The following is a 25,236-nucleotide window of genomic DNA, read 5'->3' as shown; positions in this document are numbered from 1 at the left end:
TCATGACTAGGAGGCTGGGACATTCATGAGCGTAAAGAAAACGAAAATTGGCATCATCGGTTTGGGATCGATTTCCGACCTGCATCTGCAGGGCTATCAAAAAGTCGAAGAAGCGGAGCTATTCGCTATTTGCGACATGAATCGAACACGGGCGGAGGACAAGGCGAAGCAGTACGGGATTCCGCATGTATACACGGATTATAGAGAGCTTTTGGCCAATCCGGAGCTTGAAGCGGTTAGCATTTGCACGTGGAACAATACCCATGCAGAGATTAGCATAGCTGCATTACGCGCCGGCAAGCATGTGCTGGTTGAGAAGCCGCTGTGCCGTACCGTTGAGGAAGCGCTTCATATTCAGGATGTCGTTCGCGAAACCGGCAAGACGCTGCAGGTCGGCTTTGTGCGCCGCTATGATGCGAATGCCCAGCTAGTTAAGCGGTTTATAAACAACGGGGAGCTTGGAGACGTCTATTATGCAAAGGCTTCCTGCATTCGCAGGCTCGGGAATCCGGGCGGCTGGTTCGCCGATCCGGAACGTTCCGGGGGCGGTCCTTTGATCGATATTGGCGTTCATGTCATCGACCTTTGCTGGTATATGATGGGGCGGCCTAAGCCGGTGTCCGTTAGCGGCAACACGTACAAAAAGCTGGGCAATCGCGCGCATATCCGCAACTTGTCCTTTTATAAAGCTGCCGATTACGATCCGACGGTGAATGGCGTTGAGGATATGGCTAATGCTTTGATCCGATTCGAGAACGGGGCTTCCCTGCTCGTGGACGTCAGCTTCACGCTTCATGCGAAGAAGGATGAGATTTCCGTGAGGTTGTTCGGCGATAAAGGCGGCGTCGAGCTGGAACCTGAGCTCACTTTCGTGACCGAGAAGCATGATACGATCTTGAATATCGCACCGCAGACGGACCATAAGTCGCTGAACATCCACGAGGCTTTCTACAACGAGGTCAACCATTTCGTATCCTGCTGTCGATCGGGAGCGGAGCCGATTAGTCCGGTGGAAGACGGGCTGGCTATGATGAAAATGCTGTGCGGTATTTATGAATCGGCGGCTAAAGGGATCGAGATCCAGCTGTAACTCATTTCAAGGAATCGAGGACGATGAGGATGAAACTTGGCGTTAGTTCATATAGTTTATATCGTGCGTTACAGTCTGGGGAAATGGATATTCTGGGCGTGATCGATTGGATCGCCGATCAGGGCGGCGAGCATGTAGAGATCGTACCGCTTGGCTTCGAGCTGGCGGGCAAGCCTGAGGTGGCCGATGCGATTCGCGAGAAGGCGCAGTCGCGGGGACTCGAGGTATCGAACTACGCCATTGGGGCGAATTTTGCGACCGAGACGGAAGAAGCTTACTTGCAAGAAATTGCGCGCGTGAAGGAAGAGGTCGATCTTGCGGCAAGACTGGGCGTTAAGCGGATGCGTCATGACGTAGCGCACAGCAAAGATACTTCGATCCATAGCTTCCACAGGGAGTTGGATCGCTTGGCGGTGGCCTGCCGGCAAATCGCCGACCATGCGGCGCAATACGGCATCGTGACCAGTGTCGAGAATCACGGGTATTTCGTGCAGGCCAGCGACAGGGTGCAGGCACTCGTTCGAGCCGTTGATCGGCCGAACTTCCGGACGACGCTGGATATCGGCAATTTCCTTTGCGTGGACGAAGATCCGGTTGCAGCTGTGAAAAATAACTTGCCGATCGCTTCCATGGTGCATGTGAAAGATTTTTATCGCCGTCCGTCTTATCAGAATCCTGGCGAAGGCTGGTTCACGACGACCAGCGGCAACTACCTGCGCGGCGCCATCGCCGGTCATGGGGATATCGATATAAGGGAAGTGCTGCGCGTGGTCAAAAGCTCCGGCTATGACGGCTGCATATCGCTCGAATTCGAAGGCATGGAAGAATGCAAAAGCGGCACGAAAATCGGACTGGACAACCTCAGAAGACTGTGGAGCGAGGTTTAAGGCCCCGCCCATTTCTATAACAAGGAGGCGTTACTTAAAAGATGAAAATCGTGAATCCTATCGGAATTATGGTCGACAGCTTGCGTCTGGACTTGCACGAAGGACTTAAGAAGTCGAAGGAACTAGGTGCGGACGGGGTGCAAATCTATGCAGTCAAAGGCGAGATGGACCCGGCCAATTTGTCACCGACGGCACGTAAGGAGCTCAAAGCTTATATCGATTCACTCGGGCTTCAAATCTCTGCGCTATGCGGTGACCTTGGTGGCCACGGCTTTCAAGAAAAGCAGGCAAATCCCCTGAAGATTGAAAAGTCCAAGCGTATCCTCGATCTAGCCGTGGAGCTCGGCACGAAGGTCGTAACGACGCATATCGGCGTTGTCCCTAACGATGTGAACGATCGAGTTTACGATTCGATGCAGCGCGCTTGTGAGGAGCTCGGGGTATATGCGAAGAGCATGGGCGCTTACTTCGCGGTCGAAACCGGACCGGAAACGGCTGTACATCTGAAGCAGTTCCTCGACTCGCTCAGCACGGACGGCGTTTCCGTCAATTTTGACCCGGCCAACATGGTAATGGTAACCGGTGATGATCCAGTTCAAGGCGTATACACCTTGAAGGATTATATCGTTCATACGCATGTGAAGGACGGCATCCGGTTGCGTCAGGTCGATCCGCGCGAGGTATACGGAGCGCTTGGCTATGAACCTATGAGCCACGAGCGGATTGCCGAAGCCGCAGCATCGGGTCCTACATATCGCGAGCTGGCCTTAGGCGACGGGCATGTCGATTTCTCCCGTTATTTTCAGGCTTTGACGGATATCGGCTACACCGGTTACCTCACGATTGAACGGGAAGTCGGCGAACAGCCGGAAGTAGACATCGCGAAAGCTATCGCTTTTATCAATCAATATAAGTAATGTGGGCGACTTTTCGTCTAGACAGAGCTCTGCGCTTTCAAAGGCAATGGAAACGAGTGAATAGCGATGTTTTCCATCGTTACAGAGTAGAAAAAGGCAGTATGGTGAGTCAAAGCGAAGCAATAGCGATGTTTTGCATTGTTACAGACGTAAGAGAAAATGGAATCGAGCCCGTAATGATGATTTTCATCGTTACTGATTAGAAGTGGGCAGATGCCATATCCAATATCCCTCCTAATTCGCAAATGTATGGATTTGCACGCAAAAAGAACGTTAGGGAGGACCCTGACTGTTGGAAAATATACAGCAGAACTCTTATTTTGAGCTGGTCTAATGACGTTCTATTGGAAATTATCCATCAAAACTGCCGTTATCACTCGATGCCAACTATTCTGGGATGATTTCATTGTACAAACTCCAATCTGCATCCAACGACGATACGCTTGACCATAAAAATACTGGACAATGTCCAATGAGAGTAAGGCCCTATAGACGATGGCAGCCAGTGTAACGAATCGGGCACGGCAAAATAAAACAACCCCCTGAGGCGCTGATGCGCAGCCACAGGGGGTTTTTCACGGTTACTTCTTTTTGCGCTCGTATCCATAGCTGATAGCCAGCAGCAACAATCCGCCCGCAGTCAGGAGCGAGCCTATCAATGGCAAGGAGTTCAGGCCGATGTGCGTGATGGCCCAGCCTCCAAGGAAAGCGCCGCTTGCATTGCCCAGATTCAAGGCCGAATGGGTAGAGGTAGCGGCTAGCTCCGGGGCTTCTTTGGCCAAGTTCATGATGCGAAGCTGCAAGCCCGGCAAAATGCCGAATGAAGCTATGCCCCAGATGAACACGGTGATGACAGCTGCCACAGGAACGCGATCCGTGAAGGCAAAAAGAGCGAGAATAAGCACCAAGACGGTGAAATTAACGAGCAAGGAAGGCATCAGCTTCCAGTCCGCCAATTTGCCTCCGAGGATGTTGCCAAGGGTTACACCGAAACCGAAGAGCACGAGAATCCAGGTCACGCTGCTCTCGGAGAATCCGGTGATATCGGTCAGGATCGGCGTAATGTAGGTGAAAACAGCAAACAGGCTGCTGCATCCAAGGGCGCCGATGAGCAGAACAAGCAGCAGTCTGGGCTGAGCCAGCGCACGAACTTGCTGAATCAAGCTGGTCGCTGTCTTCTGCTCAATGCGCGGAATAAAGATAAGGATACCGATGAATGAAATAATGCCCATAAGAACTACTGAGCCGAACGAGGCGCGCCATCCCAAATGCTGACCGATAAATGTACCGAGCGGCACGCCGATAATATTGGCAATGGTCAGCCCTGCCATCATAACGGATACGGCCCCGGCCCGTTTGTCGGGCCGGACCAGATTAGCGGCGATGACGGAGCCGACACCGAAAAAAGTACCGTGCGCCAATGCGGTTATCAAACGAGCGACCATTACGGTCCCGTAGTTAGGCGCAACGACAGCAAGGAGATTACCTAATATAAAGATACCCATAAGAAGACAAAGCAGGCTTTTTTGAGGCAGCCTGTGGGTGAGCATGGCGAGAATGGGAGCGCCGAAAGCAACGCCCAGCGCATAGCTGGTAATCAATTGTCCGGCCTGCGAAATACTAACACCCAGGTCCGTTGCGACGTTAGGCAAAATACCCATAATGACAAATTCGGTCATGCCAATGGCAAAAGCGCCTGCCGTTAAAGAAAAAAGCGATACGGGCAGCTTATCTTTCGTTGCAAGTTGACCTTGCTGACTCTGCTGACCTTGTAGCGTTTGAGACGGGTTCATGGTGGTGGTACCAACCTTTCTATCATCAAAAAAATGAGAACCTAACGTGCTTCCGCACGTTAGGTAAGTTTATTGCCCTTTTACAATGTCCGCAACCAATTGATACGATTTTAAGCGGGCTGCATGATCGTAAATCGGAGCGGCTATGATCCATTCATCGGCTTGCGTTTGCTGATAAATCTGGCTTAACCTCTCCCGGACCGTGTCTTTATTGCCGACAATGGCGTAGGTCAGCATCTTTTGAACGTACGCCTTTTCCTGAGCGGTCCAAAGAGGCTCCATGCTGTCAACAGGAGGGTTTAACAGGCCGGTGCGTCCGCGCACAAGGTTGAGAAATTGCTGCTGCTGTGAAGTAGCCAACCGCTGGGCTTCTTCATCCGTATCGGCGGCAATGATGTTGAGGCCGACCATGGCATAAGGCTTCTCCAGTGCTTCCGATGGACGGAACTGGCTGCGATACAGTTCTAGCGCAGGGAGCAAATAGTCGGGGGCAAAGTGGCTGGCAAATGCGAAAGGAAGGCCTAGTTGACCGGCCAATTGAGCACTGAAACCGCTCGAGCCGAGCAGCCAGATCGGGATGTTCAGCCCTTCCCCCGGAATGGCGCGCACGCCCGGCACTCCCGAGCCCAGTTCGGGATGGAAGTAGCCGCGGAGCTCGCTGAGCATCTCGGGGAAGTCATTCCCGTCGCTCCCCAGACCGCGGCGGAGCGCACGGGCGGCGGGCTGATCGGAGCCGGGTGCTCTGCCCAGGCCGAGATCGATCCGGCCGGGATACATGGACTCCAGCGTTCCGAACTGTTCGGCAATGACAAGTGGCGCATGGTTAGGCAGCATAATGCCGCCGGAGCCTACGCGAATCTTGGTGGTGCCGCCCGCTACATAGCCGATAACTAACGAAGTGGCCGAGCTCGCAATACCCGGCATATTATGGTGTTCGGCGAGCCAGAACCGATGATAGCCCCATTTCTCGGCATGCTGTGCCAAATCGAGTGAACGATGAAACGAATCCTTCGGCGTTCCGCCAACTATGACAGGAGCCAAGTCTAATATCGAAATAGGAATCTCACCGATCCCCACGGGTGGCTGATGTGTAGCTATATGATCATTCATTTGGTAAAACCTCCTATTCCTAGACGGTTTGAAACGAGTGCCTATTCGTATATCATAGACCTAATCTGCCGAGAAGCAAGTACTTACTTTTTTGTGAATTAGTATACTTTATTATAGTGTAAAATGAAGCCGATGCTTATTTAGTAGCATGTGCGCAAGAGGCTTATTCGTTAATGGCATATGGATTATAGGACCGGTTTTTTGTTATGCAGCATATAGAAGAAAAATTCATTGGAAGGGTAACTTGGTATTGGCAAGATTAGCAATCGAGAAGAAACGATAGCACCATTTATATGTTAGCCTTAAATAGAAAATAAGATCTGAAGGGGTTGTTAAATCGTGGTTATTGGAACAAACTTTAATGTTGTGGAAGCGGGTTCTTTTGGAAGTCTTCTGAGTGTGACGGAGGGTCCTGCTGCAGGCAAGTACTTTCTGAAAGACAGGCTTGGACTAACGGGTATGGAAGTTTCTCTTAACCAACTGCCGGAGGGAGCGGCGGTCCCGTTCTACCACAAACATCGCGAGAATGAGGAGCTATACCTTTTCATTGGTGGCCGCGGTCAGTTCCAAGTGGATGGACAGATTATTGAAGTCAAGGAAGGTACGGCAGTTCGCGTAGGGCCTGAAGGCGAACGCACGCTCCGCAATAACGGAACTGGGGATTTATATTTCATCGTTATTCAAGTCCAAGAGGGCAGTCTCCGCCAATGGGTAATGACTGATGGCGTCATTCTGGATAAACCGGTGATCTGGCCGGAATAGGGAATCGAATAATGGAAACACAAGAAGGCCGTAGAGTGTGTGCATTACTCTGCGGTCTTTTTGCCTCCAATCGGAGATAGCGCCCCTTTCCGATGGGCATTCTTACGAGTTCCTCAAACACTCTATTTTCGTGTTATGGACTGCTTTTTGATCAGTTTGCGTAGTTCTTTGCTCAAATTGGGAATCCTGATAGGGTTAAACTTATGATTTATTCGATAGGAGAGATCCAAATGGATTTGTACAATAGAACGGCAATCATCACGGGTGCAGGAAAAGGCATCGGCAAAGCGACGGCAATCGCGCTTGCGAAAGCAGGTGTACACTTAGGCTTGATCTCCAGAAGCGGCGCAGATCTTGAATCCCTTCAGCAAGCGTTAATGAGCACGTGTGGCGTAAAGGTATACATTACTACAGCGGATATTTCGGATAAAGATGAAGTGCAGCAAGCCATTGAGGCGTTGTGGCAGGAATTGGGCAGGGTCGATATATTGCTGAATAATGCCGGCATTGCTCAATTTGGCACTCTGGTCGAGATGGATTCGGAGGATTGGGAGCGAATTATTCAAACGAATCTTATGGGCACGTACTATGTGACCCGCGCCGTATTGCCTGTGATGATTGAGCAGAACAGCGGGAATATTATCAATATCGCGTCGACAGCCGGAGAGCGCGGATTTGCGACGGGCTCCGCTTACTGCGCATCCAAGTTCGCAGTCTTGGGCATGACAGAATCGCTAATGCAGGAGGTTCGCAAATCGAACATCCGCGTAACGGCGCTGACGCCCAGCACGGTGAACACCGAGCTGGCGGTGAATGCGGGCTTGCCCATCGGCGAAGAGGACCGGATGATGCAGGCGGAGGATGTGGCCGAGCTCGTGCTGGCCGCATTGAGGTTACCTCAACGCGTTTTCATCAAAAACGCGGGCATTTGGACGACCAATCCGCAATAACCAAGAGAGGTTAGGCATAAATCAGACATCATTGGAGGGCGCAACATGGTTACTTCATTATTTTCTTCTTACCGGCTTAAAGGTTTGCAGCTAAAAAATCGCATAGTCATGGCACCGATGTGCCAGTATTCAGTGACAGCGAAAGATGGAAGCCCCAACCAGTGGCATTATGTCCATTATCTTAGCCGCGCAATCGGCGGAACGGGTCTAATCATCATGGAAATGACGGATGTAGACCCGGATGGGCGCATCTCGGATCAAGATCTGGGCTTATGGTCGGATGAGCAGATTCCGGCTTTTGCCCGAATCATCGATGGTGTGCATGAGCATGGAGCCAAGATCGGCATTCAAATCGCGCATGCCGGGCGCAAAGCCGAGGATGCTGCGGTACCTGTGGCTCCTTCTGCCATCGCGTATCCGGGATCGGCGTACAAAATGCCGCGTGCGCTAACGACGGAAGAGGCGGCCGGAGTCGTGCGGCAGTTCGGAGATGCTGCCCGCCGCGCCGTTCAAGCCGGCGTGGACACAATCGAGCTGCATGGTGCGCACGGCTACTTGATCCATCAGTTCCAATCCCCGCTAACGAATAAGCGGGAAGATGTGTACGGGAAAGACCTCACCCGATTCGGCGTGGAGGTCATTCAGGCGGTGAAGCGGGAGATGCCCGCGGATATGCCGCTGATCTTTCGCATTTCCGCCGTAGAATACGCGGACGGCGGCTACGATATCGATCACGCCATCGAGCTGAGCAAAGCGTACCGGGCAGCCGGCGTGGATGCCTTCCACGTAAGTTCCGGCGGCGAGGGCCCGGCCGGTGTGCGGAAACCGGGCAATTATCCCGGTTATCAGGTGCCTTTTGCCCGTCAAATCCGCGATGCGCTTGACGTCCCGGTCATCGCCGTCGGCATGCTGGAAGACCCGGCGCTGGCGCAATCCGTCGTCGGCAGCGAAGACGCCGACTTGGTGGCCGTCGCACGCGGCATGCTGCGCGACCCGTATTGGGCCACGCATGCGGCGGTAGCGCTGCGCAGCGAGCAAAATTATGCGCCGCAGCAATACGCGCGCGCATACTAATACAAGAAGCCTCCCAAGGATGAGTCCTGGGAGGCTTCTTCATGTACCGCAATTCGAGGAAGTGGTCAAAATAGGAGACGGAAAAATCAAAATAACGTTATGGTTCACCCTCCCCATTTCTCTATAATGAGTCCATACAGTCGCACAACCATCACGATTATGAGGTGAAGATGCCGTGAATACAACAACACAAACGCTTACTGAAGCTAAGGTTCGACATAAAAAAGGGGCTCTGCGCCGACACGAAAGCCTGGCCGGTTTTTTGTTCGTCTCCCCGATGCTCATCGGCGTAACCATTCTAACGCTGCTCCCGATTATAGCGACATTCGTTCTTAGTTTCGCCGACTGGAATTTTGTCGCAGGCTTGAAGGGTCTAAAATGGGTAGGCGCGGCTAACTTTACGAAACTGTTCACGGACGAGGTTTTTATCAAGTCACTGAGCAACAACCTGATTTTTCTCATTACGGTTCCGGTGTACATGATGATTTCTCTTGTGCTAGCCATTCTAATTAATAAGTATGTGTACTGGAAAAGTTTTTTCAAAGTCGCTTACTTCATGCCATACATCTCCAGCACCGTTGCGGTAGCCATTGTCTGGATGGTGCTCTTTCACCCGTCTGCCGGACCTGTCAATCAGTTCCTGATGTCCATCGGGATTCACAATCCGCCGAAATGGCTGGCAGATCCTTTATTTGCGCTCTCATCGGTCATGATGATATCGGTATGGATTTCCATCGGCTTTAACATGATTATTTATATGGCAGGCCTCCAATCGATTCCCAAAGATCTCTATGAAGCTGCCGAAATCGATGGCGCCGGCGCCTGGGTTCGATTTACCCGCATTACATTTCCGATTTTGTCGCCAACATCGTTCTTCCTGCTTGTTACAGGGATTATCTCAACGTTCAAAGTGTTCGAGCTGATTGCGGTTACCACATCGGGCGGTCCGCTAAACTCGACGAGCATGATCGTTTGGGACTTGTACGATACGGCTTTCATTAACCTTCGGGTTGGCTATGCGTCTTCCATGGCCGTTGTGCTGTTCGCCATCGTATTGGTGATTACCGTCCTGCAATGGTTCGGCCAGAAAAAATGGGTCAATTACTAAGAAGGAGGCATTCAAATGAAAGAACCACTCAAGTTGTCCAAACTCATCACGACCATCGTCCTGTTCATCATTTCGCTATTGTTCCTTCTGCCTTTTTTCTGGATGTTATCGGCATCCTTCAAAGTGGAAACAGACGTGTTTAAATATCCGATCGAATGGATTCCGACGCATTGGAATGCGATCGCGAACTACAAGACGGTGTGGTTTGGAAAAGCGGCTTTTTATCTCTACTATTGGAATTCGATTAAAGTTTCCGTCATTACAACGGCCATCTCGTGCGTGGTTTCTGCCCTTGCCGCCTATGGGTTTTCCAAAATCGACTTTCCTGCCGGGAAATGGCTGTTTCTGATCGTACTGGCCACCTACATGGTGCCGCCTCAAGCGATTTTGATCCCGCAGTTCATTTTGTACCGCAATATCGGCTTGTTCGATAATCACTTTGGCCTCATCTTTCTCGGCTGCTTCAGCGTTCTCGGGACCTTTATGCTGCGCCAATTTTTCATGGGCATTCACAACGAATTCATTGAATCGGCGAAAATCGACGGAGCCGGCCACTGGACGATTTTTTGGAAAATTGCCTTTCCGCTCGTCCGCCCGGCCGTCGCCACTTATGCGATTCTGCGTTTCATCTGGACGTGGAATGACTATCAAAATCCGCTGATTTTCCTAAGGACCGATAAACTGTTCACGATCCCGCTGGCGATGCAAAAGTTTGCTTCCCTGAACGGGGAATTTTACTCCCTGATCATGGCCGGTGCGGTATCCGCGATTGTTCCGCTCTTGATTATTTTCCTGATCGGACAGAAAAGCGTGATTGAAGGCATTGCGGTTGGCGGGGTTAAGGGTTAAAAAAGGGTCTGCATGTCGATTTTTGTCGGCAAGCGCATTCGTATATAATGATAGAGAGAGGGAGACGTTGTTTCTTCCTCTTTTGGCATATCATTGAGCGGTAGAAGGGATGCTGAACCCAGTTGAAAAGCAAATTAACTATGATTTCCTTTCGCGGCAAGCTTACCGCCGCTTCCATTATATGCATTCTGATCCCGGCGTTGGTAACGCTGGTCGTCTATAATTATTTGACCCGTGACGCGGTGAAAAATCAGGCCGTATCGAACGCGCAGCAGACGCTGCAGCTGGTGGACGGACATGTGACGAATACGCTGAAGCACATGCTGTATCTGATGAATTACTTCCAGGTGGAGCAGTCCGGTATCGGCCAGACGTTCAAGCAGTTTATATCCGGCGACTGGGGTACTGCCAATCCCGCTTATGAAGAATTTAAAGCCCGAACTGATATTATGACCAAGATTGAAAGCGTAACGGCAGCCGGGGGAACCGAGCTATTTAACCGTGCTTTTGAGCAATGGCACTTATTTTATGAATTACCGCAAGGATGATGATTTTGACCCGGCGCTTTTGACGAACAAGCCATGGATCACGAAGGTGCAAGCTTTTCAAGGCCTTGACTCGTACTGGGTGGGCGTCACGCCGACGGAATTTCGCCGGGATAAAGATACAAGTCCCTATCAAATCACAGCCGTCCGGCAGCTGGATAGCCGCAGTCGAACCGGCGTTATCGTCGTGACGATTATGGAAAGACAGATCGGCGACTATTTCCGTGAAGTGGCTGCGGTCCAAGGGCAAGAAGTCATGCTGCTCGACGCCAATGACCAGATACTTTCCCATGCGGACGTGAATCAAATCGGTACGAATTTCCCTTATTTAAAACAATTGAATAAGAAGGACGATAATAGCATCGTCCTGATCGACGGGAAGAATTATTTGATTTCCCAGCGGGTGCTTGCCGTCAATGGCTGGAAGCTCGTCTCACTAATCCCGTATAATACCGCCGTTTCAGCGATTAATTCGATTTTTGAGAATGTATTTACGTTTCAATTGATCTCGTTCATTTTCTTTTTTATGCTGCTCATGATGGCGATCCGTACCTTCACGAAGCCTTTAGTCAAGCTCGATAAAGTCGCGACTTCCGTGCAAAAAGGAGAGCTGCACTTGCGCAGCTCTATTCGCGGCCAAGACGAGATCGGCCGGCTCGGCAAATCGTTCGACCAGATGCTTGACCGCATCTCGGATATGATCATAGAAGTAACGCGGACGCAGGCGCGCAAGCGGAAGGCCGAGCTGGATATGCTGCAAGCGCAGATCAACCCGCATTTTCTCTTCAATGTGCTCAACTCCATCCGCATGAAAGTGCTCGGCAAAGGCGACCGGGAAAGTGCGGAAATGATCGCTTCGCTCTCGAAGCTGCTTCGCATGACGATCCAAGATCAAGGGAACATTCCCCTGCACGATGAGGTGGATACCGTCATTGACTACATGAAATTAATGAATATGCGGCAAAAAGAGAAGGCCATTCTGGAAATTGATATCGATAGCGATGTGTTTCTGGAGCAAGTTCCACGGTTTTTTCTTCAGCCTATCATTGAGAACGCGCTTATTCACGGGCTCAATCAGCAGGCGGGGACGATTCAATTGCGTGCCCACTCCGAGGACGATCACATCCGGATTTGCATCCGTGACAGCGGACAAGGGATGGATGCAGCGGCACTAACGCGGGTACGCGGCAAATTATCGATGTTTACGGATGAAATGCTGCTCACAGAACCCGAGAAGAAAAAGGGCTTCTCCAGTATCGGACTTCAAAATGTGAATGAACGGATGCGCATGACGTTCGGCGATGCGTTCAGCATGCAGGTCGATAGCGAAGTAGGCGTGGGAACGGCGGTTACGCTGATCATCCCGAAGCAGAAGCAAGAGCAAGAGGGGGTGCGTGAAGATGTATAAAGTCATGCTGGTTGATGACGATTACCCGGTGTTGGAGCTGTTATCCGGCGCGATCGAGTGGAATAAGCTTGGCATGGAAGTGATGGGGCTGTACGAAAACGGCGCTGTGGCGCTCGAAGCCGCCAATCAGGACATGCCGGATATCGTCGTGACTGATATCGGGATGCCGCGCATGAACGGACTGGAGCTCATCCGTGAGCTTAAAGAAAGGCACCCGCGTATTCGCATCGCGATTTTATCCTGTCACAGCGAGTTTCATTTTGCGCAGCAAGCGATGAAGCTGAATGTCCAGGATTATTTGCTCAAGGATACGCTGGATCCTGAGGATCTGCAGAAGCTGCTGCAGCAGTTCCGAACAAGCCTGGACGAGGAGAATAGCACGCTGACGCGACAGAACGAGCTTCGACAACTGGTGGACCGCAACCGGGAGCATCACAAGGAGAGCTTCCTGCGGGCGACGATTCATGAGCCCATGCTAAGCGAAGATGCCTGGATGAAGGAAGCAGCGTCTTTCGGGCTCGGCTTCAAGGGGCGCAGCTGTCTGCCGGTGGCCTGCTACGTCGACAGTCAGCGGCTGGCGAGACAGCGCTTTGTCAGCGATGACGTGCTGCGCTTTGCGCTCAACAACATCATGGAGGAGGTGCTGCGGAGCGAGGAGCCGGGGGCGGTTCATTTTGCCTATGACGTGCTGCGCTCGTTTATCTTCATTCCATCCGTCAGTGGGATCAAGACGAATCCTTACGATAAGGCCGTTCCGCTGCTTGCGAAGCTGCAAACGATGGTGGAGAAGACGCTCAAAATCCGAATCTCGTTTATGATCGGCCGCATTTGTTCGCATCCTTCTGAGATTAAATATGAACTGAACGAAATCCTGGGTGCTTACGGACAGCGTTTTTATATGAAAGCGAAATCAATTGTGAAAAAAGAGCTCCTTACATACTCGCAAAAGGATCTGTTTGCAGTCTACGATGAGGCGGTCAGCGCCTTGCGGGAGATGCTAATCGAGGGCAACCCGGATAAGGTGCAGCCTATGATCAGTTACTGGACTTCTTACCTGAGCGAGCATCGTTTTCCGCCCGAGACAGTCAAGGATTGGATTCTGAAGCTTGTGCTGGACTTGAAGCTGAAGCTGAAGAGCATGCGGCTGTTCAGGAATCATTTTTCCGTTGAAATTCTGCACAGGGAACTGCTCGACATGGATACGCTGGAGGAAATGGGCGAGTGGATGGTTCATTTTTTCACGTCATTCTTTGTCGTTGCGGAAGAAGTGAAGGTGCTGAGCAAGCGGCCTGAAGTGCTGGATGCCTGCCAGTATGTCTCCCTCCATTTGACGAAGAAAATCTCTCTGGATGAAGTGGCCGAGCAGCTCTTTTTGAACCCTAGTTATTTCAGCCGCTTGTTTAAAAAGGAGACCGGAGAGACGTTCATCGAGTACGTATCACGCATGAAAGTGGAACGGGCGAAGGAGCTTTTGGACCAGACGAATATGTCCGTCGCCAAGATCTGCGAGTCCTTAGGCTATGACAACCACAGCTATTTCATCAAAATGTTCAAAACCGTCGCAGGCGTCACGCCGCTCGAATATCGCGGGTCTTCGGAATCCAAGGAAAAGTAAAAATAACGTCGATAGTGGTCAAGATCGCGTCATCCTTTCGTTTGGACCTCTTGCTATAATGAGGTTGTTCATCAAGAAAGCGTTTTAGAAAACGAAAAACGGAGGGGCATATATGAAAAGAAGACTACTCACAGGACTCGTTTGCGGAGCGGTAACCGTCGGTTTGCTGGCCGGTTGCGGAGGCGCAAAGCCTGATGCGGCGGCTACGGGAGCACCTGCAGGCACTGCGGCGGCGAAAAATCCGGTTACAATCAAATTTCACGCTTATGGCAGCGAATCGCAGCAGAACTGGAGCAAAATCATTGCAGGCTTCCAAGAAAAATACCCGAATGTCAAGGTCGATCTCATTAACCTGAGCGAAAAAGGCGACACGCAGGAATATGCGAAAAAGCTGGATCTTTCCGCAGCATCCGGTGAAGATATGGACGTTATGATGTTCAGTGAAGCGGGTATGTACTCCCAGCGCGTTGCGCTTGGCATGGTGGCCCCTCTGGACGATTTTATCAATAAAGAAGGCTTTAAAGAGCCTGAAGAATATAAAGTGGATACGCAGCTGAACGGGAAATACTATGCCCTTCCAGGCAAGTTCAACCCTTGGTACGTGCTTTTGAATAAAGATCATTTGAAAGAGGCCGGTCTGGAAGTTCCGAAAGAATGGACTTGGGATCAATTCCAAGACTACGCGAAAAAGCTGACCAAAGGTGATGGCCCAACCAAACGTTACGGCACGTATTTCCACGGTCCACAAGGCGGAGGTTGGTTAGAGTTTGCCCGTCTGCAAATGGCGAATCAGGCTGATGGCGCAGATTATTTGAAAACGGACGGTTCGTCCAACCTGGACAGCCCGCTGTTCCGCAAGTCCATCGAAATGCGTTATAACATGGAAAAGGTCGATAAATCTTCTACGCCTTACGCAGATATGATTTCTCAAAAATTGAACTACCGTCCGCAGTTCTTCAACCAAAGCGCGAGCATGGTCGTGATCGGCAGCTGGATGAACTCCGAAATCGGCGGCACGGATCAATATCCGCTTAACTTCAATGTTGCTGTCGCTCCATTCCCGAAAAACAGCGCATCCGATCAAGGCGGCTACTCCATGGTGACAACGGACTTCTACGCGGTTTCCGCGAAAGCGAAACATCCGCAAGAAGCCTACAACTTCGTGCGTTACCTGACGACTGACGGCATGCTTGTTCAAGGCAAATATGTACCATCTTGGTCCAAGGTGAAGAATGATCAACTGGCAACGATTGTGGATACGATTCTAAAAGGCACCAAAAACCCTGAGAAAGTCGACAAAGAATCGCTGATCGCCGTGCTCATGAATGCCAAAGCATCCAAGCTCGTACCTCCGACATCTTACCAAGCGGACGTGTACAAAGTCATCAATGAAGAGTATGAGAAGCTGATTCTCGATAAAGAAAACCTGGATACGATGATTAAAAATACGCAAGAGCGGGCTCAGAAGCTTATTGACGCCAGCAAAAAATAAATAAGTCAAGGGAATAGAGAGGACTCCGGTTCTCTCTATTTCTCGATGCAGGAGAAAGCAGGAATGAGCATGATCAATACGAAGCTTCCGACCATCTGGTATGGCGGCGATTATAATCCGGATCAATGGCCGGAGCAGATTTGGCATGAAGATATGGAGCTGTTTCAAAAAGCGGGCATCAACGTCGTAACGCTGCCCGTGTTCAGTTGGGCTAAGCTGCAGCCGTCGGAGGATGTGTATACGTTCGAATGGCTGGATAAAATCCTTGATTTAATCGCAGCAAATGGGATCTATGCCTGCCTGGCTACCTCGACGGCGGCACAGCCGGCCTGGATGTCGCGCAAATATCCGGACGTGCTGCCGGTAGACATCGACGGGCGCAAACGAACGCACGGATCGCGGGTTAATTTTTGCCCGAACAGTACGGTGTATAGAGAGTTCTCGGTGAGGCTGGCTGCCAAGCTGGCTGAGCGCTATCGCAATCATCCCGCACTTCTCATTTGGCATATCGGGAACGAGTATGGTTCTCATTGCTATTGCGAGCAATGTGCAGCACAATTCCGTGTATGGTTGAAGGAAAAATATGGAACGATTGAAGAATTAAATAAGCAGTGGAACATGAGTTTTTGGGGGCATACCGTCTACGAGTGGGAAGACATCGTGCCGCCGACAAATCTCAATGGCGATAACCGCTGCTTCCAGAGTATGACGCTGGATTATAAAAGATTTATGTCCGACTCGATTCTTGCCTGTTACCAAGGCGAATACGATGCAGTTAAGCAGGTCACGCCGGACGTTCCGGTGACAACGAACATTTGGGGCCTGTTTAATGGCCTGGATCTGCAAAAATGGGGGCAGCGCATGGACGTGGTCTCGTGGGACAGCTACCCGCAGATGAACGAGCCGATGAGCAACGTCGCGCTGCGTCACGATTACATGCGCGGCCTCAAAAACGGGCAGCCGTTCATGTTGATGGAGCAGACGCCGAGCCAGCAGAATTGGCAGCCTTACAACAGTTTAAAGCGCCCGGGCGTAATGCGGCTTTGGAGCTATCAAGCCGTGGCGCATGGCGCCGACACGGTCATGTTCTTCCAGCTCCGGCGTTCATTCGGAGCTTGCGAGAAGTACCACGGCGCGGTGATCGAGCATGTCGGCCACGAGGATACGCGCGTATTCCGCGAGTGCGCACAGCTCGGTGCAGAGCTGAAGGAGCTGGGGGATACGCTGCTTGATTCCCGGCTGGAGTCCAAGGTCGCGCTGTTGTTTGATATCGACACGTGGAACGCGGTGGAAATCACAAGTGGCCCTAGTGTTGACCTGGATTACGCGAAGCAGGCGCAGAAGTATTACAAAGCGTTCTATGATCAGAACGTTGGCGTCGATGTGATTAGTCCGCTTAGTGATTTGTCGGGGTATGAAATCGTTGTTGCTCCTGTGTTTTACATGTTGAAGCCTGGCGTCGCGGAACGGGTTAAATCTTTTGTGCGCGCGGGCGGTACATTTGTAACTACTTTCTTCAGCGGCATCGTGAATGAGAACGATCTCGTCACGTTGGGCGGATACCCTGGAGAACTTCGTGACCTGCTAGGCGTGTGGGTCGAGGAGATTGATAGCTTGCCGCCGGAGATGAAGAACCGCATCGTCATGGAGGCGGATGGCTTCGGGTTCGTAAAAGGCGAGTACGAGTGCGGATTGCTATGCGACTTGCTGCACGTGGAGAGTGCGAAGCCACTGGCCGTATATGGCGACGATTTTTATGCCGGCATGCCGGCGCTGACAGAGAACGCATTTGGCGAAGGCAAGGCGTACTATGTGGCCGCTGACGCGGAGGAGCGGTTCGTCGCGGATCTGTGCCGGACGCTTTGCGAACAGAGCGGGTTGGCTGCCCCTTTCCGCGCCGATAGCGGAGTTGAGCTGACCCAGCGCCATAAGGCCGGGCGGACGTTTACTTTTGTTCTTAACCATAATAAAAGTAAAGCTAACGTGTATATGGATGGAGCGTATCGCGACCTTTTGAGCAAAAGAGAGTTTACTGGTGTTTCAGCCGTGGAAGTGGAGGCATATGGGGTTCTAATTCTGGAAGAGGTGTGAGGCATGAACGTGGCGATGAATGTAGCTTTAACTGCAGCTGAGCTTCGGCTCAAGCTGTCTGAGGTGAAGCTCAGTCCTACGGAGCTGCTGTTTGGCGATTCCAATGCGGAGCAGGTTCGAAAGGAGCTGTTGGACTCTGCTGTGAACCAGCCTTTGGTCGAAGAGATTCGTAAAGAAGCCGAGCTATTGCTTCAGGAAAGCATGCCGGAGCTTACCTACTCGCTTTTCCGGCTTTTTGCGGAGACGGGTTCGCGCAGCGAGTACGAGAAGGTCTATTTCCGTAGAAGGAAGCGGTTAACAACTTTCGGAATGATGGCTTGGTTGGCCCCTGAGCAGGGGGCTTACGCTGAAGCATTGCGGGAAACGATCTGGTCAATTCTCGATGAGTATACGTGGTGCTTACCCGCGCATCTTCTTCATGGACCGGAAATGAAGGAAACGGCGTTCGAGGGCCCGTTGCTGGAGGGGGCGTCTGAGGCGCTGCTGACGATCGATTTGTTCGCGGCGGAGACCGCGTTCGCGCTAAGCGAAATCGCAGCGCTTCACGGAGATGCGTTGCCCCCGCTGCTGCGGGCGCGCGTGCAAGACGAAGTGCTGCGCCGCGTACTGCGGCCTTTTGCGACGCAGCCTCCCTTTGGTTGGGAGACCGCGACGCACAACTGGGCCTCCGTCTGCGCCGGCTCGATTGCCGCTGCAGCGATTTACACGCTGCGCGATGATGATGAGCTCGCCGCAGTGCTGGGGCGAGCCTTCCCCGCGCTGGCCTCCTATTTGCGCGGCTTCGAGGCGGACGGTGCATGTACCGAAGGGTACATGTACTGGCAGTACGGGTTCGGCTTCTTCGTCTACGCTGCCGATTTGATCAAGCGCCGCACAGGTGGCGCGGTGGATGGGTTCGCCGACGACAAGGTGCGGGAGATCGCCTTGTTTCAGCAAAAATGCTTCATGGACGGCAAACGCGTGGTGAATTTTTCCGATTCTCTCGGGGATGCGGGCATTTTTATGGGGCTCAGCAGCTATCTGAAGCGGCTATACCCGGAGATGGACATGCCGGAAACCTCGCTGCGCGCGGCATTCAGCGAAGATCATTGCAGCCGGTGGGCGCCGGCTTTGCGCAATTTGATATGGCTGGGCGGCGATGAGGGAAGCGGGGCGGGTTGGACTTCCGCCACCTACTATTTGCCGGATGCGCAATGGCTTGTTTCCCGACAGGTGAGCGCTGATGGCGAAGGCGCCTATGTATTCGCCGCCAAGGGTGGGCATAACGATGAGCCGCACAATCATAACGATATCGGGCAATTTATTGTTTTTGCAGGCGGCGAGGCGCTGCTGACGGATTTGGGCAGCGGCCAATACACGCGCGATTACTTTGGCGCGGGGCGCTACGATATTTTATGTAACGGCGCACAAGGACACTCAGTTCCTGTGATTAACGGCCAGTACCAGCAATCGGGAGCCGGTGCTCGAGCCGAACTCATTGAATACAGCTCTACCGACGAGCGAGATGTGTTTCATATCGAGTTTTCCAGCGCTTATGCGGATATAACTCTTCAAAGCTTGCAAAGACGTTTCACATGGAACAAAAAGGCGCTTCCTACTTTAGAGCTTATAGATCGTTTTCAATTTTCCGAAACGCCGGTTGCCATTAGGGAGCGTTTTATGAGCTGGCATCAACCTGAGCAGGCTGAGGATGGGTGCATCCAGATTAAAGGTACGGATTCGCCTGCGGTGCTGTACATCACTTTTGATCCGAACAAGCTGGATTGGCAGGCGGAGCCTTTGATGCACATAGACCATTTCGGCCGACATGTGGAGTGTTATGCGTTGGATTTCAGCTTGAGACAGTTGCCGAAAGACGGGCAAACGCAAACTGTAGAGCTGGTATTTTCACTTGAAAGATAAGTTTCTTATACTGTTAAACCTTCTAATTGGCGGGAAAAGTTCACCTGATGCAGAATGGTAGCTCTCCGGGCGAGGGGAGTTCAGTGAAGCGGAATGGCTGCTCTCTGAGCAGGGGTGCTGAGTACATGTGATGCAGAATGGCTGCTCTGAGCAGGGTGTTGGGTATATGTAATGCGTATGGCTGCTCCGAGCTGGGGGTCGAACACATGTGATGCAGAGTGGCTACTCTCCGAGCAAGAGTTTTATGATCTAGTTATTGCTTAAGGGAGTCCTTCCTGGAGACTTCTTCATTAGCGTCAATTGGTCTCTAATAAAGAACTCTAGAGACGCTAAAAGTGTGAGGGATACACGAAAAAGATCGGATAGAGAACGGGTTTCCATAATTAAAGAATAACGTTCTTAAAAGAAGGAACTTTGTTCTTTCGAGCCATATTTTAGCCCAATTTCCACCAAACATGCGTCTCAAACGTTCGCTAATAAAGACCCTTGTTCTTTATTCGGCTGATGGAAGGGTAAGGAAGTATAATTTCTCTCATATAAACGGATAGGAAGTGGCAGAGATGAACATCGAGCAAAATTGGGCGCAGCAAGCGTGGCAAAAGACCGTTGCGAAAGTGGGAAGAACTAGTCAACGGATCGGCGACGGCTTTCCACATGCGAGTGTGGATGGAACCTACAAGCTAGAGCCTGCCTCTTGGTGGACGGCCGGTTTTTGGCCGGGGCTGCTGTGGCTCTTGTATCGGGAGACGAAGGATGAGAGGCTGAAGCAACTGGCGGAATCCTGTGAGTGGCAGCTCGATCAGGTTATCGCCGACTACGATAAGCTGGACCACGACATCGGCTTCATGTGGACGCTGACGAGCGTAGCGCGCTACAAGCTGCTCGGCGCGGAAGACTCCAAACGCCGCGGCTTGCTCGCGGCGAACCTGCTGGCTGCACGGTTCAACGTGCAGGGCAATTACATCCGCGCCTGGAACCCATGGCGCGAAGGAGAAAACAATGCCGGCTGGGCCATCATCGATTGCATGATGAACCTGCCGCTGTTGCATTGGGCCTCCAAGGTGACCGGAGACCCGCGCTACAAGCACGTCGCCGTTCGGCACGCCGATATGGCGCTGGAGCATTTCATCCGTCCGGATGGCTCCGTGAACCATATCGTGATCTTTGACCCGCACACCGGAGAGAAGCTCGAAGTGAACGGCGGACAGGGCTTCGCCCCAGCGTCCGCTTGGTCGCGCGGCACCGCGTGGGCGATCTACGGCATGGCCCTGAGCCATCATCACACAGGTGATGAACGTTATTTGCATGCCGCCAAGCGCGCAGCGCATTTCTTCATGGCCAATTTGCCGGACGACGCCGTCCCGCATTGGGATTTCCGTCTGCCGGAAGGAATCCCGGCATACCGCGATTCCTCCGCAGGCGCATGCGCCGCCTGCGGGCTGCTGCTGCTCGCCGAGCAGGTGAGCGGGCAGGAATCGGCGCTCTACCGCCGGGCGGGAGAGCGCATCCTGCATTCGCTGTACACGTGCTACGGCGCGTGGGACTCTGAGACCGAAGAGGGCTTGATCTTGCACGGGACAAGCCATTACCCGGAAGGCAAGAACATCGACGTACCGCTGATTTACGGCGACTATTATTTTGTGGAAGGCCTGCCCCGTTTGTTGGGGCATGGTGAGCTTTTTTGGTAGGAAGAGTCAAGGTCAAATTTGTTTCCTACGGGGCTGCTTCTGAAGTAGATTTATCTACTTCAGAAGCAGCCTCTTTTCGTATGATATTAATCGACATTATTTTCAATTATTTGTTTCATTTTTAGTTCGAAAGAACTATAATTAGTTCGTATTACATATAGGAAATTGAGATGAGACAGTATTTGATAGTGAAAACAAAAAAGGATGTGGATTATGTATTGGCTTAAAAGTAGAAAGTTTGTTTGGTTAGCAGGTTTGACTTTTGTTTTGATGATGATGTTAAGCGGGTGTGTAGCAAATAATGTGTCTAAAGTGAATTTCACTTTTGGTCAAGCTTTAGGCAGCACCGATCAAGTTTATGTTCGATATTCAGACAGTACGACATCAACGTCAACGGAATCTAATCTAGCTGGTAAATCTAGCGTAACGATTGATACATATTCTGATAGAACGATCGTAGGTGCCTATTTAAAAGACGGTGACATCAGCTGGGTACCGGATCATGGCTACGGTCCTGGTAATGGTCCTAATTCTTACACTGTTTCCGTCTATAATTATACAATTAATACCAATTTGGTAAACACTCCCTTTATAGGGGTTAATCCCATATCCAATACTATTCCTGCTATGCCCGGCAGTTTACCAATTAACATTATTCCTGGCGGCGGTGGAATTAGTACGACATCGAAAAAACCATCAGCGCCAGCTTCATATGCAGTTTTACAGGACCAGCCATCGAAGGATGTTAACCATGAGGGTTATACCAGTGTAACATTCGCTGTTTATACTGCTGCCGGTACCTTGGTAGATGGAAATACGGAAGTATTTGCCCATTCCTCTAAGGATGTAACATTTTTTAATATAGATCCAACTGACGCTACGATTAAGGGACCATTCAATTCGTCACCGATTTATACAAGAACAGACACAGTAAAAGAGGGTTATTCAAGCCATACAGAGAACGGTTTTGTAACTTTCGACATTCAATCTAATACTTCAGATATTTCTTCAATCCCATTGGAATTATACTCTGGTCCTAATTTATTACTGGATACCGCTGCGCAAAAAGCTGTTGCAGCCGACATAGCGTCCCTCAATATCGAGTATGCTTCCGGAGATGATGCATCCAAAGTAACGAATAATGTTACACTGCCAACCTCAGGAGCGAATGGCACGTCCATCTCGTGGAGCAGCAGCAATACGTCCGTTGTTTCAACTACAGGTGAAGTTAACCGTCCAAGCTATGACAGCGGTGACGCAAATGTAACCGTGACAGCAAGGGTATACAAAAACAATGCCAGTGAAGATAAACCTTTTGCTCTTATCGTAAAACGCACTGATCCTCCTAGTCATTCCACGGGATCAGGCGGCGGCTCAACAGCGCCAACCACAACCATCAAAATCCATGGTGTTGATGTAGATACTAAAGTTACGCATGAAACTTCTACAGATGGCCAACCTTCTACAAAAGTAGTTGTCGATGCCGATAAATTAACATCCGCTTTCGCTTTGGGACAAAATAAAGTCATTACCTTAGGAATAAGCAGTACCGATCCCATTGTTAAAGTAGAACTTCCAAGCAATGCTCTTTTAGATACAGCAAGCAAATCTCCAAATGCAATCGTACAAGTCAAAGTAGATGGTGCCAGCTACAGTCTCCCCGCAGATGTCATCAAGAATCTGCCAAAAGATTCAATCGTTACAGTGACGATTACTAAATTGTCCGGTAAATCAAGCGATGACGTAAACTCTGCAGCTCAAAAGCAAGGCTCGAAGCAGCTTGTCACTAACGCTATTGATTTTAAAGTTACCTATGGAGACAAGGAAGTAACAGATTTCAACGGAAAATACTTAGATCGTACGTTGTCGTTAACATCATCTGCAGATTTCAATAAATCTACCGCAGTGTGGGTGGACGCGAACAACAAGATGCATTTTATACCGTCGACCTTTACAACGAACGGCGGCTCAACGGAAGTAACCATTCATTCACCGCATAACAGCGTTTATACAGCGATTCAATCGGACAAAACTTTTGCAGATTTGCAAAAACACTGGGCAAAAGCAGACGTGGAATTGCTTGCGAACAAGCTTGTTGTTGATGGTGTGACATCGAACTCTTTTGCACCGGATAAGCAGATCACCCGGGCAGAATTTGCGGCTTTGCTCGTTCGCGCGCTAGGTCTTCTTGAAGTAAACGGAGGCTCTTCTTTCACCGATGTGAAAGCAACGGACTGGTATGCAGGAGCTGTAGGAACCGCTCAAAAAGCCGGGTTCATTACGGGATATGAGGACGGAACGTTTAAGCCTAATGCTAATATTACCAGAGAGCAAATGGTCGCAATGATTCAAAGAGCGATCAAATTTGCTGGAAAAGATGCCAAAGCAAATACGGCAGCACTCAATAAATTCAATGATCAATCCACAATCGCCGGGTGGGCTAAAGATGCAGCCGCTCAAGCCCTTGGCGCTAACATCATTGAGGGTACGTCAGATACAACCTTTGCAGCCAAAGAGAATGCTACTCGTGCGCAAAGTGCATCGATGCTAAAAAGAATGATGCAGTTCTTACAATTCATCAATTAGAAGCAGGATCCCCCTTCGGTACACTAGACCGGAGGGGTTTTTTCATTAATCCTTCAAGCTCTCCAGCGTACACAAGCTAGTCATCAAGCCTCCTGCCGTTATCGTGATAAGAGATAACAGGAAGGAGTCGGCTGAAAGCAGGAGTCCTCCAAAACAAATGATGATACCATCGAAAATAAATATCAGTATGCTAACGTTGATATGAATCTTTTTTGATAGAAATTGGGCAAGCAGATCGGTTCCCCCTGTGCTGGTTTTATATCTTAGCATAACGCCGATACCGGTGCCGACGATTACTCCTCCCAAGAGAGAACTGGCGAATGGGGATAGTTTGACATAAATAAGAAATGGATTCGGGAACGTCTCCAATAAATCAATCATGAAAGACGAAAACAATAATCCACGAACGCTATTGTAAAACATTTCACGGTAATATAACCAGGCTAATGCAAAAATAGGGGTACTGCACAAGAACATGACCAAGCCGACTTTGGTCCCGAATACGTAGTTGATGATCAAGGCTATACCAATAATCCCGCCATCTAATACATGATTAGGCACCAGAAAAAAATTAATGCCGATGGAGATACATAAACTACCTAATACGATGGCAGCCATTTTATGGAACGAAAGCAAATAAACCAGCTCCTAGAAAGGCATGTCTGATTTATATGCGTAGCAAAGAAAAAGAATCCCATAGTCTTCAAGACTATAAGGGATTCCTGTCCAATGCTAGATCCGTCATTTTGCCGTTGGAAAAATACGTTGAACCATCTCGCTAAACTGTTCAAAGAAACCGGAAACCGGTCTTCCTTGTCCTACATCGGTTACATAAGTTCTAACGCGATTCACGAATTCGGGATTCGTTGACACGTATACATTTTGGATATTGGGATCCGTAGATTTGACTTGTTGGGAGATTTGATCTTTAAGCCCTTGACTGATATCCCCCTGGCCTGTATTAATTACTGCTGCCACGTAAGCGTTTCGTCTAGTAACAAGGACGTTAGCTGATTTGATCCCGTTTAACTGAGTAATTTTAGCTGCCGCTTGATCTGCGACTTGGACACGGTTATCGCCCGTTGTGGTTGCATAAGGGTGGTATTGATTTGAGTTAGAGCCTGTGGTGCCTGTAGTACCTGTAGTTGCGGTAGTTCCTGGCTGAACGGCTTGCTGTTTGACTTGATTCCTAGCGGCGTTCGTACATCCAGTAGCGATAACCATGAAAGAAACGAGCAGCAGGGCGGCTCCTTGAATTTTACGTTTTTCTATAAGCATCTTTTTGCTCACCTCCAATTTGATGGTCTTATTATGATGCTAACGTGTTTTTTACATTCACGGGTTACCCGCTCCTGACGAATCAATCCTT

The 25,236-nt window shown here is 50.5% G+C and carries 20 protein-coding genes; 16 read left to right on the top strand and 4 right to left on the bottom strand.

The genetic code is table 11. The annotated features are described in order from the left end of the window. The first annotated feature begins 25 nt into the window (after positions 1–25). Genes ACFQZT_RS13920 through ACFQZT_RS13910 form a run of 3 tightly spaced genes read left to right on the top strand, consistent with a single transcriptional unit; the run spans position 26 to position 2,894 of the window. Entirely contained in the window at positions 26–1,090 is a 1,065-nt protein-coding gene (locus tag ACFQZT_RS13920; RefSeq protein WP_379300753.1) for a Gfo/Idh/MocA family protein, read from the top strand. A gap of 29 nt (positions 1,091–1,119) precedes the next feature. Continuing rightward, positions 1,120–1,977 (top strand): sugar phosphate isomerase/epimerase family protein, encoded by an 858-nt coding sequence (locus ACFQZT_RS13915; RefSeq protein ID WP_379300779.1) that lies wholly within the window; start codon positions 1,120–1,122, stop codon positions 1,975–1,977. A gap of 41 nt (positions 1,978–2,018) precedes the next feature. After that, positions 2,019–2,894 (top strand): sugar phosphate isomerase/epimerase family protein, encoded by an 876-nt coding sequence (locus ACFQZT_RS13910; protein ID WP_379300751.1) that lies wholly within the window; start codon positions 2,019–2,021, stop codon positions 2,892–2,894. A 581-nt stretch (positions 2,895–3,475) separates the two neighbouring features. Here the strand turns inward: ACFQZT_RS13910 and ACFQZT_RS13905 are convergent. Further along, positions 3,476–4,687, bottom strand: coding sequence for an MFS transporter (locus ACFQZT_RS13905; protein WP_379300749.1), 1,212 nt, complete (start codon positions 4,685–4,687; stop codon positions 3,476–3,478). A gap of 69 nt (positions 4,688–4,756) precedes the next feature. Then, positions 4,757–5,797, bottom strand: a complete 1,041-nt coding sequence (locus ACFQZT_RS13900) for an LLM class flavin-dependent oxidoreductase (RefSeq protein ID WP_379300747.1) — start codon at positions 5,795–5,797, stop codon at positions 4,757–4,759. Positions 5,798–6,136: 339 nt separating this feature from the next. Here ACFQZT_RS13900 and ACFQZT_RS13895 point away from each other — a divergent pair, with 339 nt between their 5' ends. The 13 genes from ACFQZT_RS13895 (at position 6,137) to ACFQZT_RS13835 (ending at position 23,867) form a co-directional block, all read left to right on the top strand. After that, a complete protein-coding gene (locus ACFQZT_RS13895) occupies positions 6,137–6,559 on the top strand; it encodes a cupin domain-containing protein (protein WP_379300745.1) in 423 nt (140 codons plus the stop codon). A 230-nt stretch (positions 6,560–6,789) separates the two neighbouring features. Beyond that, positions 6,790–7,509 carry a 3-ketoacyl-ACP reductase gene (locus ACFQZT_RS13890; RefSeq protein WP_379300743.1) on the top strand — a complete coding sequence of 240 codons (720 nt, stop codon included), beginning with the start codon at positions 6,790–6,792 and terminating at the stop codon, positions 7,507–7,509. 45 nt (positions 7,510–7,554) lie between these two features. Beyond that, positions 7,555–8,583 (top strand): NADH:flavin oxidoreductase/NADH oxidase, encoded by a 1,029-nt coding sequence (locus ACFQZT_RS13885; RefSeq protein WP_379300741.1) that lies wholly within the window; start codon positions 7,555–7,557, stop codon positions 8,581–8,583. Between the two features lie 175 nt (positions 8,584–8,758). Further along, positions 8,759–9,691: a carbohydrate ABC transporter permease gene (locus tag ACFQZT_RS13880; protein ID WP_379300739.1), complete on the top strand. Its 933-nt coding sequence runs from the start codon at positions 8,759–8,761 to the stop codon at positions 9,689–9,691. Positions 9,692–9,706: 15 nt separating this feature from the next. Beyond that, positions 9,707–10,540: a carbohydrate ABC transporter permease gene (locus ACFQZT_RS13875; RefSeq protein WP_379300737.1), complete on the top strand. Its 834-nt coding sequence runs from the start codon at positions 9,707–9,709 to the stop codon at positions 10,538–10,540. Between the two features lie 122 nt (positions 10,541–10,662). Further along, a complete protein-coding gene (locus tag ACFQZT_RS13870) occupies positions 10,663–11,088 on the top strand; it encodes a hypothetical protein (RefSeq protein WP_379300735.1) in 426 nt (141 codons plus the stop codon). Further along, positions 11,042–12,493: a cache domain-containing sensor histidine kinase gene (locus ACFQZT_RS13865; protein WP_379300733.1), complete on the top strand. Its 1,452-nt coding sequence runs from the start codon at positions 11,042–11,044 to the stop codon at positions 12,491–12,493. The genes ACFQZT_RS13870 and ACFQZT_RS13865 overlap by 47 nt, the downstream gene beginning before the upstream one ends. After that, positions 12,486–14,108, top strand: a complete 1,623-nt coding sequence (locus tag ACFQZT_RS13860; protein WP_379300731.1) for a response regulator transcription factor — start codon at positions 12,486–12,488, stop codon at positions 14,106–14,108. The genes ACFQZT_RS13865 and ACFQZT_RS13860 overlap by 8 nt, the downstream gene beginning before the upstream one ends. A 112-nt stretch (positions 14,109–14,220) precedes the next feature. Further along, a complete protein-coding gene (locus ACFQZT_RS13855; RefSeq protein ID WP_379300729.1) occupies positions 14,221–15,600 on the top strand; it encodes an ABC transporter substrate-binding protein in 1,380 nt (459 codons plus the stop codon). A 69-nt stretch (positions 15,601–15,669) separates the two neighbouring features. After that, positions 15,670–17,691: a beta-galactosidase gene (locus tag ACFQZT_RS13850; RefSeq protein WP_379300777.1), complete on the top strand. Its 2,022-nt coding sequence runs from the start codon at positions 15,670–15,672 to the stop codon at positions 17,689–17,691. A 3-nt stretch (positions 17,692–17,694) separates the two neighbouring features. Beyond that, positions 17,695–19,593 carry a heparinase II/III family protein gene (locus ACFQZT_RS13845; protein WP_379300727.1) on the top strand — a complete coding sequence of 633 codons (1,899 nt, stop codon included), beginning with the start codon at positions 17,695–17,697 and terminating at the stop codon, positions 19,591–19,593. Positions 19,594–20,153: 560 nt separating this feature from the next. Continuing rightward, complete coding sequence (locus ACFQZT_RS13840) at positions 20,154–21,281, top strand: glycoside hydrolase family 88 protein (protein WP_379300726.1); 1,128 nt, start codon at positions 20,154–20,156, stop codon at positions 21,279–21,281. A 213-nt stretch (positions 21,282–21,494) separates the two neighbouring features. Then, entirely contained in the window at positions 21,495–23,867 is a 2,373-nt protein-coding gene (locus ACFQZT_RS13835) for an S-layer homology domain-containing protein (RefSeq protein WP_379300724.1), read from the top strand. Between the two features lie 45 nt (positions 23,868–23,912). Here ACFQZT_RS13835 and ACFQZT_RS13830 read toward each other — a convergent pair whose 3' ends face one another. Beyond that, positions 23,913–24,503 carry a YitT family protein gene (locus tag ACFQZT_RS13830; RefSeq protein WP_379300722.1) on the bottom strand — a complete coding sequence of 197 codons (591 nt, stop codon included), beginning with the start codon at positions 24,501–24,503 and terminating at the stop codon, positions 23,913–23,915. A gap of 105 nt (positions 24,504–24,608) precedes the next feature. After that, positions 24,609–25,145 (bottom strand): YhcN/YlaJ family sporulation lipoprotein, encoded by a 537-nt coding sequence (locus ACFQZT_RS13825; protein ID WP_379300720.1) that lies wholly within the window; start codon positions 25,143–25,145, stop codon positions 24,609–24,611. Positions 25,146–25,236 lie beyond the last annotated feature (91 nt).

Origin of the sequence: Paenibacillus sp. GCM10027628 (assembly GCF_042676385.1) — a bacterium.
In the GTDB taxonomy this organism is placed as follows: domain Bacteria; phylum Bacillota; class Bacilli; order Paenibacillales; family NBRC-103111; genus Paenibacillus_E.
This window is presented reverse-complemented; position numbering and strand designations above follow the sequence as displayed.

Excerpts from the sequence above, each read along its gene's own strand:
- ACFQZT_RS13920 (WP_379300753.1), top strand. The coding sequence starts at position 26 with ATGAGCGTAAAGAAAACGAAAATTGGCATCATCGGTTTGGGATCGATT.
- ACFQZT_RS13915 (WP_379300779.1), top strand. The coding sequence starts at position 1,120 with ATGAAACTTGGCGTTAGTTCATATAGTTTATATCGTGCGTTACAGTCT.
- ACFQZT_RS13910 (WP_379300751.1), top strand. The coding sequence starts at position 2,019 with ATGAAAATCGTGAATCCTATCGGAATTATGGTCGACAGCTTGCGTCTG.
- ACFQZT_RS13905 (WP_379300749.1), bottom strand. The coding sequence starts at position 4,687 with ATGAACCCGTCTCAAACGCTACAAGGTCAGCAGAGTCAGCAAGGTCAA.
- ACFQZT_RS13900 (WP_379300747.1), bottom strand. The coding sequence starts at position 5,797 with ATGAATGATCATATAGCTACACATCAGCCACCCGTGGGGATCGGTGAG.
- ACFQZT_RS13890 (WP_379300743.1), top strand. The coding sequence starts at position 6,790 with ATGGATTTGTACAATAGAACGGCAATCATCACGGGTGCAGGAAAAGGC.
- ACFQZT_RS13885 (WP_379300741.1), top strand. The coding sequence starts at position 7,555 with ATGGTTACTTCATTATTTTCTTCTTACCGGCTTAAAGGTTTGCAGCTA.
- ACFQZT_RS13875 (WP_379300737.1), top strand. The coding sequence starts at position 9,707 with ATGAAAGAACCACTCAAGTTGTCCAAACTCATCACGACCATCGTCCTG.
- ACFQZT_RS13860 (WP_379300731.1), top strand. The coding sequence starts at position 12,486 with ATGTATAAAGTCATGCTGGTTGATGACGATTACCCGGTGTTGGAGCTG.
- ACFQZT_RS13855 (WP_379300729.1), top strand. The coding sequence starts at position 14,221 with ATGAAAAGAAGACTACTCACAGGACTCGTTTGCGGAGCGGTAACCGTC.
- ACFQZT_RS13850 (WP_379300777.1), top strand. The coding sequence starts at position 15,670 with ATGATCAATACGAAGCTTCCGACCATCTGGTATGGCGGCGATTATAAT.
- ACFQZT_RS13845 (WP_379300727.1), top strand. The coding sequence starts at position 17,695 with ATGAACGTGGCGATGAATGTAGCTTTAACTGCAGCTGAGCTTCGGCTC.
- ACFQZT_RS13840 (WP_379300726.1), top strand. The coding sequence starts at position 20,154 with ATGAACATCGAGCAAAATTGGGCGCAGCAAGCGTGGCAAAAGACCGTT.
- ACFQZT_RS13835 (WP_379300724.1), top strand. The coding sequence starts at position 21,495 with ATGTATTGGCTTAAAAGTAGAAAGTTTGTTTGGTTAGCAGGTTTGACT.
- ACFQZT_RS13825 (WP_379300720.1), bottom strand. The coding sequence starts at position 25,145 with ATGCTTATAGAAAAACGTAAAATTCAAGGAGCCGCCCTGCTGCTCGTT.